Genomic DNA, 14787 nt, shown 5'->3' with positions numbered 1-14787 from the left:
AATTCATTCAAAACAGACCATTTTAGGATGGCAGTTCGCTGTCGCCGGGTGGTTCTGCATTTTCATATAATTCTTTGTAAATGGTATATCTCACACGATCTTCCAAGCATTTCATTTTAAAATAAAACCAGTTATCGCTTTGCCCTAACTTGTGGACTACATCTTTAAAATTGGCGAATGGCTTTTTGTTGTGCAATACATAGAGAAGTTCTTCCTGTTGAATTTCATCCTCCATATTTTCAGCAAAGGCCTCCATTATTTCAAACGACTCGAACGCTTCCAAAGGCTCAAAAACATAACATTTCTCCCAGCTTTCGTGCTTTAATTCTTCGTTCTCCAAGCCGAAGCCAGTAAGCATCTTATATCCATCGGGATCGTCGGCAAGCCCCTTAGGGACTTCTTCGATATCAAGCGTGTCGGGATTCAGATAGCAGACGAATCCGGCATCGATCAGCTGGGCTATTGGGTTGATACAAGGCGCAAACTTATCGGGCAATTCAAATTCATCGAATTCCTCGCCGCAATCGCAATAATCGCCGTAGGGACAGGTCATCGGATCGCCGGTGCAAAGTTCAAGATCCATCCCCGATAGCGGAAGAAATTGCACCGGATGATCCCAGTTGGTGGTCAGCACTTCGTAAAGCCATTCCTGAGGCATATCCTCGGGCGCATCTACCAAAGTCAGTCCAAGTGAATCGAATACCTTAAAAATGGCGTCGTTCACCCTACCCCACTGGTCGCCCTCCAGGTCGGTTATCAGCGGGAAAACCTCCTGTGCAATGCCGGTCCATTCCGAAATTGGTTTATAAGGCACCTGTGCCAGCTCGGCAGCCTCGGGCTTATCGTCCAGGTTGGGTGGAACCTCGAAGTAAGCCGGATTTGGCGGATTTTTAGCGACCTGCTCGAGATCTTCAATCAATTGCTCGATGTAACGTTTCATTGCGTAAATATATTTTTAAGTCTTTTCCGCACCTCTTCGCGTTGAAATTCGGTCGGATCCCAACGTTCATTTTCGCCTAAAAAAAGCCACGAAGCATAATCCTTATATTCAGGGTTCCGGGGATCGCTCAGAATTTCTTTCATGTTCGTGTAGCCTCCAACGCCTCCACAATCTTCGGGTGGACATTTACCTTTACCAGCCAGACAATCGGGGTGGCTGATTTGTTCGGGGATGATCGTTTCCAGTGTAATTTTATGCTCCCAGTAATCTCCAAAATCGTAGACATAACTCAGGTTTTGCTTTTCCCATTTAAACACCTCCGAAAGTTTTATTTCCGCGGCTTGCAGCTCTTCCTGATCGAAGGAAGCCATATCATCAGCCCCCTCGGTAATTATTGTTTCCGAGTCGAACCCATTTTCCGAAAATAGGAAAAGATGGGAGCTTGTCCAGCCAAAAGCGGCCTGAATGAGCTGATGAAAATGCAAAAAGGTGTAATGGGAAGGCACGGTTATCCGGCGCCATACCGGCGGTTTAGTTATGCCCTTTATTTGTATTTTAAACTGGAAAGTCTGACTGTTTTCCGTACTATCTGCACTAAAATTCAATTTATCTGGTTCACCAGAACCAAGTTTGTCACTCAACTTGCCATCGTCGATATGGGAAGCGATGAAATCCAGCTTTGCCAATAAAATTAAACTATCCAGCATTTCACGCTCTTCTTGGGTGAAGACAAAACCTTCAAGCAAATACTCAATAGCATCGATCTCTTCGATACAGTTAGCGACCATTGCCCGAAATAGCAACAACATAAAAAGATAAAACAGTTCAATCCGATTCAGGCATTTTCGGCTGCTGAAAAAGTGCGGGATTGACTTTTCGAAGCTGAAATCGAACGCGAGCGGCTCACTGGAATTTAACAGCCTGATTTGGTTCAATATTTTCATCAAACTGTATTCGGGGAAAAGTTTGGCATAGGCCAACAGTTTTTTGTCGTAGCTCGACAAATCCGTTTCTCGCAAGATGTTTAATTCGAGAAAACACAGGGAAGGTGTCTCTGGATATTTCTTTTGCAATTTTTTCAGCTCCCGCAACGTCTTTTTTTTCTCAACAGCTAGTTGCTCGTAAAGTCGCGGAAACTCCATCCGGATTTCGGAAGGATCGAAGTCAGGAGCGCAACTGCCAAAAAGAAACTCATCGGTTAGGTCGTCGGTTATCGCGATTTTTTGGGCTTCGTTCTTAAAGGCGGAGTAAAGATCGTGTGCCTTGTCACCGTCTATAAATTCATCGACAATCGATTCCATGAGCTCGCTAAAGCCCCTTTTCTCCTCAACACTAAGATTCTCTATATCATTATACTGCCGAACATACAAATCCAATTTTTCTTTCAAACTCATACGACTGTACGGGTCTAATTGATACATCCGGTCGTCATCGTCAATGCTCGGGTCCTTCTCTTCTTCGAGATACTTATAATTTCCGGGTCCTGCGGTTTTCTCCAGTTGAGCAAGTATTCGCTTTACTTCGGCATCCGAGTCGAGAGGTCCCCTCACGTACATCGGCTGGCCATGGTCACCACACTCGATTTCAAGCAGTTCAACATCGTCATTATCTTCATTCAGAAAATACTGCATGGTCGAGCTAAACCCCTTGGATGGCTTAAAGCCGTAGTCTTCAGCAAACTCTAGCCCCGCAAATATAACGTTATGCACAAGCCTGTAGTCGGCTGCTTCCAAGTCGATGGAATCGTGCATATACTCCAATAAGTCGGTGTATTCGTATGCCGGTATATTGAATTTAAAATGGGCATCCTTCACGCCCAGGCACAGTAAGTCGACCAAATAAAAGCCGACCGTAAAGTTACCATTGGTGTGCTTGCGGCTAATAATGATGCTCGCCTCTTTACTCTGCTCCCATCCCTTGGTAATGAAACACTCGTGCACCGGCAACTTGCGCGCCCGCTGCCTGATGTAATTCTCGGGGCTGAGCATTTGAACAACCTTTCCTTTCTTCTTAGCCATGATCCGGATTTTTAAAATTTGCTGCAAGATAACGCAAAAGTGGCCGCTTTCTTCCCCCCGCTAATCATTCTTTTTTTAAAAGAAGATGTTCCGAAAAAGTTTCCACGGTGTTATAGGCCGTAGCAACTTCTTCGGAACAAAAAAGGCGATATCGTTATTTCACGATTTATGAAAATTCACTAATGAACGTTCAATTGTCCTTTCGAGTCAGCATCTTTCAGGTTACGAACACCGGTTGTGCCACCACCGTTCAAGGTAATATCCACCGGCTTGTTCGTTTTCCATGCGCCACGGGTAAAGTCGGGAATAGCAATCGGTTTTGAGCCATTGGCAATGGACCATTCACTCAACGGTGTAATACAGCTCCAGGCAGCGGCATCATACACATCCATGTCCATCGGCAGGCCATTACGCAGACAGTCGATCAAACGCCAGTCCATCATAAAGTCCATTCCGCCGTGGCCACCTACTTGTTTGGCCATCTCGCCGACCCGGCGTACGATTTCCGGTTGGTATTTCTCCTGAAGTTCCTTCATTTTAGCTTCATCAGCTATATTGTGGCCGAATGCGATGTGCTGTAAAGGCCATTTTTGAGCAAAACACTTGGTTCCGCTTAGCATGTGAATGCGCGAGTAAGGACGAGGAGAGCTAATGTCGTGCTGAATCATGATAGTTCGTCCTTTTACGGTACGAATCATTTGCATATCCATATTACCACGCATCTCTTTACCGAGGAATTGTCTTAAATCGGGACGATCGGGAGCCAGCTCCTCAATCCGCTTCGCCAGGGTGAAGTCATCCGACATCATGGCAGTCAGGTAGTCCAAACGGTCACCACGGTTGATGTTCATGGCCTGACAAATCGGGCCTAAGCCGTGCGTTGGGTATACATTGGCTTTACGGGTATTTTCGTGCAAACGCCATAATTTATCGTAAGCACCATCACCGCCGGGCTTATCATCCTGCGGCTTATTGAAATGCCAGTAATCAAGGTCGTGAATATAGGCACCTTCGCCATGAATCAAGTCGCCAAAAGCCCCTTGACGAACCATATTCAAGGTTAACAGTTCGAAAAAGTCGTAGCAACAGTTCTCCAAAATGACACAGTGCTTGCGTGTACGTTCCGAGGTTTCCACAATTTCCCAGCATTCGTCCATGGTTTTTGCTGTCGACACTTCAATAGCAGCGTGCGCTCCGGCGTTCATGGCAGCCAGCCCAACAGGAACGTGCCATTCCCAGGGAGTAGCGGTGTACACCAAGTCGACCAAGCCACTTTCGCACAGGTCTTTGAAAGCGGTATCGCTACCCGTAAACTCTTTTGCTTTAGGCAAGCCTGCTTTTGCTAATTTGGCCTGAGCGCCATCTAAGGCAGCTTGCCGCGTATCGCAGATCGCTGTAATCTCAACGCCTTCGATATAAGTCATACGTTCTACTGCGCTAATACCACGGTCGCCGATCCCCACAAAGCCAATACGTACTTTATCTAATTTAGGAGCGGCATAGCCACACATATTGAATTTCATAGCAGGTACCCGTTCGGCAGATTTACGGATGAACTTCACTTCTTCTTTTTCTGCCGGAGCCGCTGCCGACAGTACTGAAGTTGCCGCTATGGCTCCTGATCCCAAGGCAATATTCTTCAAAAATTCTCTTCTGTTCTTGCTCATAATTTCGCTTTAATGGTTAATTATTTTAGTTACTATTTGCTTATTATACTTATTTCGAAAGATTCTCCAGCGTTTGTTTTCCCTCATTCACCAACTCCTTGAAATGAGCTGGCTTTTGAGTTACATGAAACCGGGCAACAAGCTCATTCCTCCCTTTTCTACATTTATTAAACCGCACCAAACATCCGGGTAAAGCTCCGGACAGCCAATGTGTGTTCGTACACACCTTAATTCGTTCATTACACAAATTCTATACCTGAAACCAATAAATCAGGCTTATTTATGTCTGATGGATTATTTTCGGAAACAGTGCACCTGGCAAATGCCCGTCAGCAAGATAATTTGACCATGGACTTCGCGAAAAGTTTAAATAACGATCGTCCCACGAGTGAACAATCACGTTATCCGTCACTTTAATTTATCCCGGCAAATTAGATCGCCCCGCAAGATAACTTTTTTATTTTTTGTTTTCCTATTATTCACCGGGCTAGTTGCAACTCTGGTATTGTAAGTTGGGGAGATTTGTCGAGACGTACGGCCGTACGTCGTTTCTTGGTTCAACTCCCAAAACTCATGATTCCAAGGGAAGCTCCAACGGGGATCGAAGTTTACTATTTTTCGACGATGCTGTTGTCGTTGTTTTAAAAGTTGCCGGGTTGTCGTTCCACATCTAATCAAAACCAGTTATTGACATGGCGCCTTAGCACCTCTGCGGAGTAAGACTTTCAGAGAAAACCCGGCTTTCAACCGGGCTTCCTGGGGCTCGAAGCCTACACGCTGTTTCCAGCCGAACACTGTCCCTCCGCCCCAGGCTATTGGCAGTCTCTTATCCGTGCAGGCTACTGACACAAATGTACCAAAAAAGGTTCGAATTATAACCATAGACAAACTTAGCTAAATTCCAGTATGGTGCGATTGGGAGAAGTCGGAATCGGGCAAGAGCCAGGTTGACAACCGTTTCAATTCCAGTATGGTGCGATTGGGAGATATTTCTCTTACAAATGGATAGAATCTAATTATGTTTCAATTCCAGTATGGTGCGATTGGGAGGAGTGCATGTTTCAGCCAACCCCAGTAACTGGACATGCGTTTCAATTCCAGTATGGTGCGATTGGGAGGCGATATCGACCCGACACTGCCAGTCGCTATTGGGTTTCAATTCCAGTATGGTGCGATTGGGAGTGTCATCCAGTGGGATATTAAGCTGTCAGAACTGAGTTTCAATTCCAGTATGGTGCGATTGGGAGTATCCGACTATGTGAAGATGGCTGTAGCTGAAAGATGTTTCAATTCCAGTATGGTGCGATTGGGAGGATCAGCTGCAGTATAATAATGTTGCTCGGATTTAGTTTCAATTCCAGTATGGTGCGATTGGGAGCCGGATTCGACCTGCTCGACCTGTTTGCAACTGTATGGTTTCAATTCCAGTATGGTGCGATTGGGAGACCGTTACCACGCATTAAAACGTCCGCTTCGCCGGTTTCAATTCCAGTATGGTGCGATTGGGAGACATCAGACGAGTCAAGCACCATCGATAGCCCTTCAAGTTTCAATTCCAGTATGGTGCGATTGGGAGAATCAATCATAACGACTATTTCAAAGAGGGTTACTTTGTTTCAATTCCAGTATGGTGCGATTGGGAGCTTGCCTTAATAACGCTTTGTAGGAATGATTGGCCTGTTTCAATTCCAGTATGGTGCGATTGGGAGGAGTTGTATTGGCAGGTTACTCGATGGGGTCGTTAAGTTTCAATTCCAGTATGGTGCGATTGGGAGGGGATGCTGCTTGCTTTGGATGGGATCAATTATAATGTTTCAATTCCAGTATGGTGCGATTGGGAGAATACCTGCCATTATCGACCCTTTGCCTTTATCTGCAGTTTCAATTCCAGTATGGTGCGATTGGGAGAATCTTTGAGTTTTTGTTCGCTGCATCTCAAGTACGTTTCAATTCCAGTATGGTGCGATTGGGAGCGGTTATTAAATTTGATCGTTTTTACAATCGCTGTGTTTCAATTCCAGTATGGTGCGATTGGGAGAACCCGAGCACTTTACAAGTATTTCCCGATTTATTGTTTCAATTCCAGTATGGTGCGATTGGGAGATTTCATGCGGAATCTATGATCTGGATGTGATTGTAGTTTCAATTCCAGTATGGTGCGATTGGGAGCGAATCTCGAACTGACTACGCTCGATAAAGATCCCACGTTTCAATTCCAGTATGGTGCGATTGGGAGATTCCGCCACAGACCATGGTATTTATTACAATCACGTTTCAATTCCAGTATGGTGCGATTGGGAGCGGTTCGCGGACCGTGTCACGAAAAATAGATGCCGAGTTTCAATTCCAGTATGGTGCGATTGGGAGATTGGCCCGCTCGGTGATCAAGCTTTCGGAATCAGTTTCAATTCCAGTATGGTGCGATTGGGAGCCGCGCCAGCCAGAGTCTGCATTGTCATTATAGTGTTTCAATTCCAGTATGGTGCGATTGGGAGCCAGCATTGCAGGTTCGTGCTGTTGTTTTTGTTTGTTTCAATTCCAGTATGGTGCGATTGGGAGGGGCAGTTACCCGGCTGATGGTGTGTTCGTTGATTTATTGTTTCAATTCCAGTATGGTGCGATTGGGAGCCGAGTTTCGATGTGCAGGAATGGTTAAAAACAATGTTTCAATTCCAGTATGGTGCGATTGGGAGAGCACGGTCAGCTTCTTCAGATCAATATTGAACACCGTTTCAATTCCAGTATGGTGCGATTGGGAGCTTGCGGCGATTGATCGACAAACTTAAGCGACTGATGTTTCAATTCCAGTATGGTGCGATTGGGAGTTTAACTTTTTATTTTCAGACCTTTTAGTTGAATGTGTTTCAATTCCAGTATGGTGCGATTGGGAGCGCGGTATAGCTGCTCCAACTCCAACTTCTCGGTCTGTTTCAATTCCAGTATGGTGCGATTGGGAGTAAGGTCAATCGAACGCGCATAGCTGGCCTTGGCATGTTTCAATTCCAGTATGGTGCGATTGGGAGCGAGGCCTGCGCAATGCCCTTGCTCGATGCCGTGGTTTCAATTCCAGTATGGTGCGATTGGGAGTTAATTGAGTGGCCCGATGCCGATGGTTTTGAGATGTTTCAATTCCAGTATGGTGCGATTGGGAGTGCGCCTAAACAGGCTCGACGTTCGCCCGTTGCGGTTTCAATTCCAGTATGGTGCGATTGGGAGTGGTCATACGCACAACCTTCTTTATCTGCTTGCCCTGTTTCAATTCCAGTATGGTGCGATTGGGAGCTGCTTATTAAGCTGTAAGTTCGAAAAAGTAACGGGTTTCAATTCCAGTATGGTGCGATTGGGAGTGTTTGGGTATGCCGTGCTCGATCATTGCAGTTAGTTTCAATTCCAGTATGGTGCGATTGGGAGTGAGAAAGCCGCCCGCATCAGCATCGACTACGTGAGTTTCAATTCCAGTATGGTGCGATTGGGAGGCCAATTGGGCGCAGGCCTCGCCAAAACTGGTATGTTTCAATTCCAGTATGGTGCGATTGGGAGGCTGCACAGGAAGCGGGGCTTAGCATTGACGAGTTAGTTTCAATTCCAGTATGGTGCGATTGGGAGACCGGATTGCCTACCGACAACGATGCGCTGAATGAAGTTTCAATTCCAGTATGGTGCGATTGGGAGTCTTGACGACTTAATACAAGAGGTTGATACGACTGTTTCAATTCCAGTATGGTGCGATTGGGAGTTTCGACCAGCATAAAGCCGAGGTTGATGATACACGTTTCAATTCCAGTATGGTGCGATTGGGAGCCCGGCTCATGGTTTCATTGTAGCCACTCATAATAAGTTTCAATTCCAGTATGGTGCGATTGGGAGCTGATGCCATTGGCTTCGCTTATTGAGTTTAGCCGGTTTCAATTCCAGTATGGTGCGATTGGGAGGATTTGCTTCGCCTTCTTCGCCGCCTTGATTGTTTGTTTCAATTCCAGTATGGTGCGATTGGGAGCTTACCATTTTGAATTGACACGCTTGCTGAGTTTTCGTTTCAATTCCAGTATGGTGCGATTGGGAGCTTCAGAGACTAGAAGAAGGTCTTTCGTATGTGTGTTTCAATTCCAGTATGGTGCGATTGGGAGTATATATAAGGATACAGATAAGGATAAGGATACTAAGTTTCAATTCCAGTATGGTGCGATTGGGAGAATGGTCATTCCTTCAGACCGTAGTTCGTGGATTGTTTCAATTCCAGTATGGTGCGATTGGGAGTTAAGGCTGTAGTTCTGCAAATCCATATCCTTTTGTTTCAATTCCAGTATGGTGCGATTGGGAGGGTTCGGTGCCCTGTAATCTTCATAATCGATATCGAGTTTCAATTCCAGTATGGTGCGATTGGGAGAAAAAGCGAACGCTGCACATCGATTTAATTGATTGTTTCAATTCCAGTATGGTGCGATTGGGAGGTTTTCACCAACATCTGGTACTCGTCGCCACCTTCGTTTCAATTCCAGTATGGTGCGATTGGGAGTTCAAAATGGTAAGTCTGTGAATAAATCGTGGTTGTTTCAATTCCAGTATGGTGCGATTGGGAGACGCTCGCGGCCATCCTGATCAATTTTGACGTATTGTTTCAATTCCAGTATGGTGCGATTGGGAGCACGGAAGCATTCGCGCACCTTGTTCCGCAGTTGAGTTTCAATTCCAGTATGGTGCGATTGGGAGCAAACTCGCGCTCTACAAGCTTACCGCCCTCGGTAGTTTCAATTCCAGTATGGTGCGATTGGGAGGATGTTGTCGCCCGCATTTACGCCGCCGTATGCAAAGTTTCAATTCCAGTATGGTGCGATTGGGAGGCTGTACACGTTTTTCGGTTTCCGTTTCCATGAACTGTTTCAATTCCAGTATGGTGCGATTGGGAGTCAGTTCAAGATTTGGAATGACGAAATGAAGATCCTGTTTCAATTCCAGTATGGTGCGATTGGGAGGATAACCCGCAGATCCGCCCAACACATTTCATTCTTGTTTCAATTCCAGTATGGTGCGATTGGGAGTCTTCAACATAGGAGCCATCTTTGACTTCATTTTTGAGTTTCAATTCCAGTATGGTGCGATTGGGAGACGAATCAACTGAAACTATCGAACTGACAACGCTCACGTTTCAATTCCAGTATGGTGCGATTGGGAGGCAGCAGGTTTTTGCGACTTTGTGCGGTTTGGTGGGTTTCAATTCCAGTATGGTGCGATTGGGAGCAAAATCGATAAGCTCACTTTTAACGGTGATTTTGTTTCAATTCCAGTATGGTGCGATTGGGAGACAGCGGATCGGCCATCCTGTCGATAGGCTTATTTTGTTTCAATTCCAGTATGGTGCGATTGGGAGTGTTGCCGGTATCAATCCGGTAGGTCAAATCGTACGTTTCAATTCCAGTATGGTGCGATTGGGAGTCCTCAAAAACATTCTCCCGATCCTTACAGACATGTTTCAATTCCAGTATGGTGCGATTGGGAGACACTTTTCCTTGAATACAGCAGCCCGTCATATATCGTTTCAATTCCAGTATGGTGCGATTGGGAGGTTTTTTCGGCCGGGCAGGATTTGCCCATACACCTGTTTCAATTCCAGTATGGTGCGATTGGGAGAGGTGGCGGTTCTGTCGAATCATTAACACATACATATGTTTCAATTCCAGTATGGTGCGATTGGGAGTAAACGATAGTACAACTTGGGGGGCAGAAGCAGACGTTTCAATTCCAGTATGGTGCGATTGGGAGCACCCGAGCCAGATTATTTAAGTAATATAAATTTCATGTTTCAATTCCAGTATGGTGCGATTGGGAGTGGAAAGAGAGTCATGATACCGATACATGATATTGTAGTTTCAATTCCAGTATGGTGCGATTGGGAGCGCGATACGTGGGCTGGAATGACTCAGTTAAGCAGTTTCAATTCCAGTATGGTGCGATTGGGAGCAACGATGCAATTCTTTTGAAGCAGTACAATTCGGATGTTTCAATTCCAGTATGGTGCGATTGGGAGAGGAATTTGTCCTTTCGGCTATCGGCTTTATATTGAGTTTCAATTCCAGTATGGTGCGATTGGGAGCCGGAGCAATGACAGCAAAAAACCTGTTTTGTCCGTTTCAATTCCAGTATGGTGCGATTGGGAGCCGTTCGACGACTCAAAAAAAAGAGTTCATTATCAATGAACTACCGATTTCAAAAATAGTATTTTTCTGCTATTTAATTGTCGATCACCCAAACTGAATTTTCGCCGGGGTATCGACAAGCAAGTCTAAATCATTAATTTTCAACACGTCAAAGAACTCAGGAAAATATTTTCGGTTTCAATTTCGCTTTCGTCTTCCCCAAAAATCTGCTTTCGACAACTTGGGCCTACAAAAACGTGTCAAGATTCTGACGTTCCTGACCAACAATTTCCTTTTCGAGCCATTTCTCCTGCCTGGCCTTAAAAATAATCAGGCTATCGTCCTCATCGTCCATAATCATCATGGCCTCCTGCTTCAATTCCAACAACTTCGCTTCGCTAATTTCGCCTTCAAATACCGAATTCTGAATCCAGTTTAAATAGCGCCGGCACAGCTTCAACATCTTCGCAACGCGCTTCTGTCCCACGTCGTAAACAGCTATCACATACATTACCACCACATTTTAAACGGTTTATACTCTTCAATGCCTAACAAGTGCTTTTGTAATTTGTAACACTCCAGCTTTATCAGGTGCTTGTAACTAACCGGGCGCCCCAGTGTCCGGTGTTTGATTGTCTCGCCCAGCCGCTCCTCGAAGGCTTGCACATAAGTCTTTTTTCCGTTTGGCTTTAGGGTTACCCTGTTGAGTTGTTCCTCGAAATGATTGGTCTGGATCATCTTTTTATTCATCACTTTAAAAATCACCCGATCGACCAGCAGCGGCTTAAAAACCTCGGCCAGGTCGAGTGACAACGAAAACCGGCGTTCGCCCGGCTCGTGCAAAAAACTGATCGTTGGGTTAAGTTGAGTTTGATGAATTGCCCGCAGACATTGACTGTAGCACATCATGTTTCCAAACGAAATCAGTGCATTCACCTCGTTCTGTGGCGGGCGGTACGAACGGCCATTCATGCTGAAATCGTTAATAATCAACTCGAAGGCCTCGTAATAATTTTTGCGGATGTTCCCCTCAATTCCCATCAGTTCGTCAACCGCAGTCGTCTGGCTTATTTTCGGGCTCAGCGCTTCAATGCTCTCAATAATCGGCTCCAGGTCTTTGCCCCGGCTGTTGTAATAACGCAGGTTCTTGACCATGTTGAAGCTGGCGCCATCGAGTATGCGCTGGGCCAGATCGATCCGGGTTTTGCGGTTCTGTTGACATTTCACCTGGGCAATCAGCATTTTGCCCGAGATGAGCGCTTCGCGCGGCATAAACGAGCCGGTATAGTTTTCGTAATAGTCGAAAAAATGAATCGGGACCTGCTCCTGCCCCAGAAAATTATAAAGTGCCGAATTGGCATCGAGGTTTCCGAAACAATACAACTCCCCCACGTTTTCAACCGGCAGGAATCGTGGTTTCTGTTCCTTGCCTTCCTCGTCGTAAGGGGTAAATTTCAACGTATTATCGCGGCGTTGCAGCCGGCCGGGGTTGAATAGGTAGTAAGTTTTTTTCATAGAGTAGATTGAGGGGATTGAGTAGATTGAGGGGATTGATCAATTTGAACTACGTTTTCGCATTGACGAAAGAATTTTCAAAAGCTCCACGCTCTCTGCATATAATCCCGGCATAGAATCTGAAGTCAAAAGCCCTGAAGCAATAATAAGATCCAGCCACATTTCTGTTTCATCAGCCTCCTCAACAGCTATTGATAATTTGGCAAAAAATTCCGCTTTAGACCGTCCCCGTAAAGCAGCCCGATAATTGGCGTACATCGATGAACCCGACCTTGTTAGCTGATTATTGAGAATCCGGCCTCGGTTCGAGTTCGGGAACATTTCAGATAGCTCCAATATTTTCAAGGCAAATACCCTTAGCCGTTCGCGAATTTCAATTTTATAATTCAGCCATTCCTTGTTGTCCATATGCTTTTGTTTTTTGTGTTTCTTTATTAAATGACATTGTTCACCCCCATCAATCCCATCAATCCTATCAATCCCATCAATCCTATCAATCCTATCAATCCCCCTCTCCACTCCAGCAAAAATCGAAATAACTGCAATTCTTGCATCTAGTTTTGGCTATCCGCTCCGGGCACCGTTCCGCCTGAATGATGGTCGCTATCTTTTCAAGCATTTCGGTTATGGCCTCCCGGTCGGGCGTGGTGAGCAGCACCTCGTCGGTTTTGTGCAGGCGCGGGTATTCCAGCAAACCGGTTGCCCCCACCACCCCATTACGCTCCAACACATACAAGTAATATTTAACCTGCCACTCGTGAGCTTCCTCGTGCTTGTCCGACTTTTTAATCTCGTGCACCACTTTATTTTTCGGGTCGAAGTAGTCGATTTTAATGCCATCCAGTTCAATCTCGCGGTACTTCTCGCTGCGGCGCGGGTACGATGTTTCGTGCAGCAACTTGCCTTCGTAAACCAGGTCGGAGGTCGACTCCATGTTAATGCCATTGGCAAACAGCCACAGCTTGCGATGGCAAATGAGGTAATAGTTGAAATGGGTTCCGGTAATGTTCATGGGTTAAAGGATTGAGGAGATTGAAGGGATTGATGCTTTAAATTTTCTCGAACATGCCACATTGAAAGTCGTCGTCGTTTCGCTGGTCAAATCGGTTCATCAGGCACAACAGGTTTTCCTCGGGGTCGTCAACCTGGTACATTTTACAAATGACACACAGTCCGGGAACGGGAACAGATTCCGGATCAATCGGGCTGCCGTCATCGTCAAAAAATCCATCTTGAAAATCCGGCACAACGCATTCATCATCTTCCTCATCCCCATTCTCATCCAGCTCGTCTTCTTTCTCACGTAGCTCCCGATTTTCCCTGGCGCATTCTCTAATTTGTTCGAGCGAGGGCAACAAATCCTCTACATCAAAGTCGAAATCAAAAACACATTTGGCCCCCTTCTCCTGTTCCTCATCAATGCGCATTTGTTCCGCTGCTTCCTTACAAGTGGTACAGTACCCGGGAAACGGGCAATTTTCTTCTTCCATATCGCAAAACTCAATGTGGTTTTCGCCAAACGACAACGGGACATGCGACTCGCTCCAGAAATTGCGGATAAACGGGTACCGCAAACTAGCCGGAAACGATTCCGGAAAATCGAGCTTAAAATGAAACAGGTCCAGCAGTTTTTCCAACTCCACAGCCAACTGTGCCTGTTCATCGACGCTTAGCTTTTCGGGGGCCGGAAGTTGCCCGGGGCCGATACCCGTAATCTGGCCAATAGGCTGCTGCTCGCCATAAATATATTGCTCGGCGAACGACATATCTTCCAGCTCCAGTTCGTCGTCCGGATCAGCTTTCGACTTGGCCCACAGCTCGTGCGGCGGGTTTACATTCCAGCTGGCCTGCCGGATATCGTCGATCAATTGTTCAATGTAGCGTTTCATATCAAATTTGTTTAATACCATTTATTCCGGTTCACGGTCATCCATCAGTTTATACAGCTCCTCGGCAAACTGAGAAGCTCCCATTATATACAAATATTCATCCAACAGCAAAAGATGCTTGCCATCCAGCTCCAGTAAATCGTCCAGGTAGAAATCAGTCATTGCTCGTTTCATGAGCTTGTGAATGCGATGTACAAAATGATTGGCTTTCATTTGCCATTGAAAATCTTCCCATACAATCTCCCGCCATTCGTCCATATCAACATCCGGCATTTCGCGATGCAATTTCAACGCCCGCTCCTCAGCATCGGTCGCCGACAAGGGTTGCGGAACCGGAGCTGTCTGCGGAACGGCGGCCCCGGTCCGTAAATAGTATTGGGCAGCATTCAGACTTTCCATGGCTTCGTGCGAATAAGCAACCGTAAGCTCCCGCAAAGGAACTTCCATCTCCGCACGGCAGGCCACCATCTCCGGCCAGTAGCCAAAAACCAAATCAAAAAGATCCTGACCAAGCTTCCCGTGAAAAGCTTTCCCATTGGCCTCGATCGCCTCCTTGAGATCGCTGAGTTCTTTAAATCGATTGTAAAGTTCGTCCTCATCCATGTTGTTTGGTTTTGCTCGGCT

At 46.0% G+C, this 14787-nt stretch carries 9 protein-coding genes and 1 CRISPR repeat array; all 9 genes read right to left on the bottom strand.

The window, feature by feature from the left end:
- Positions 1-22 precede the first annotated feature (22 nt).
- The 9 genes from C8N47_RS05465 to C8N47_RS05425 all read right to left on the bottom strand — a co-directional run bounded on the left by C8N47_RS05465 (position 23) and on the right by C8N47_RS05425 (position 14766).
- Positions 23-940 carry a UPF0158 family protein gene (locus C8N47_RS05465; RefSeq protein WP_107821513.1) on the bottom strand — a complete coding sequence of 306 codons (918 nt, stop codon included), beginning with the start codon at positions 938-940 and terminating at the stop codon, positions 23-25.
- The gene (locus C8N47_RS18835) at positions 937-2958 is read right to left on the bottom strand and encodes a plasmid pRiA4b ORF-3 family protein (RefSeq protein WP_211316053.1); all 2022 of its coding nucleotides are present in this window, start codon (positions 2956-2958) and stop codon (positions 937-939) included. The genes C8N47_RS05465 and C8N47_RS18835 overlap by 4 nt, the downstream gene beginning before the upstream one ends.
- Positions 2959-3137: 179 nt before the next feature.
- Positions 3138-4625, bottom strand: a complete 1488-nt coding sequence (locus tag C8N47_RS05455) for a Gfo/Idh/MocA family protein (RefSeq protein WP_107821512.1) — start codon at positions 4623-4625, stop codon at positions 3138-3140.
- Positions 4626-5517: 892 nt separating this feature from the next.
- A CRISPR array of direct repeats spans positions 5518-10780; the repeat unit is 30 nt; unit sequence GTTTCAATTCCAGTATGGTGCGATTGGGAG.
- Between the two features lie 226 nt (positions 10781-11006).
- Positions 11007-11270: a CRISPR-associated endonuclease Cas2 gene (gene cas2, locus C8N47_RS05450; protein ID WP_107821511.1), complete on the bottom strand. Its 264-nt coding sequence runs from the start codon at positions 11268-11270 to the stop codon at positions 11007-11009.
- The gene (cas1b, locus tag C8N47_RS05445; RefSeq protein WP_107821510.1) at positions 11270-12274 is read right to left on the bottom strand and encodes a type I-B CRISPR-associated endonuclease Cas1b; all 1005 of its coding nucleotides are present in this window, start codon (positions 12272-12274) and stop codon (positions 11270-11272) included. The genes cas2 and cas1b overlap by 1 nt, the downstream gene beginning before the upstream one ends.
- Before the next feature lie 39 nt (positions 12275-12313).
- Positions 12314-12682 (bottom strand): four helix bundle protein, encoded by a 369-nt coding sequence (locus C8N47_RS05440; protein ID WP_146161436.1) that lies wholly within the window; start codon positions 12680-12682, stop codon positions 12314-12316.
- A gap of 94 nt (positions 12683-12776) precedes the next feature.
- Positions 12777-13286, bottom strand: coding sequence for a CRISPR-associated protein Cas4 (gene cas4, locus C8N47_RS05435; protein ID WP_107821508.1), 510 nt, complete (start codon positions 13284-13286; stop codon positions 12777-12779).
- A gap of 37 nt (positions 13287-13323) precedes the next feature.
- Complete coding sequence (locus tag C8N47_RS05430; RefSeq protein WP_146161435.1) at positions 13324-14163, bottom strand: hypothetical protein; 840 nt, start codon at positions 14161-14163, stop codon at positions 13324-13326.
- A gap of 21 nt (positions 14164-14184) precedes the next feature.
- Positions 14185-14766, bottom strand: a complete 582-nt coding sequence (locus C8N47_RS05425) for a hypothetical protein (RefSeq protein WP_107821506.1) — start codon at positions 14764-14766, stop codon at positions 14185-14187.
- Between the last annotated feature and the right edge of the window lie 21 nt (positions 14767-14787).

It is taken from the genome of Mangrovibacterium marinum, from assembly GCF_003046625.1.
GTDB lineage: Bacteria > Bacteroidota > Bacteroidia > Bacteroidales > Prolixibacteraceae > Mangrovibacterium > Mangrovibacterium marinum.
This window is presented reverse-complemented; position numbering and strand designations above follow the sequence as displayed.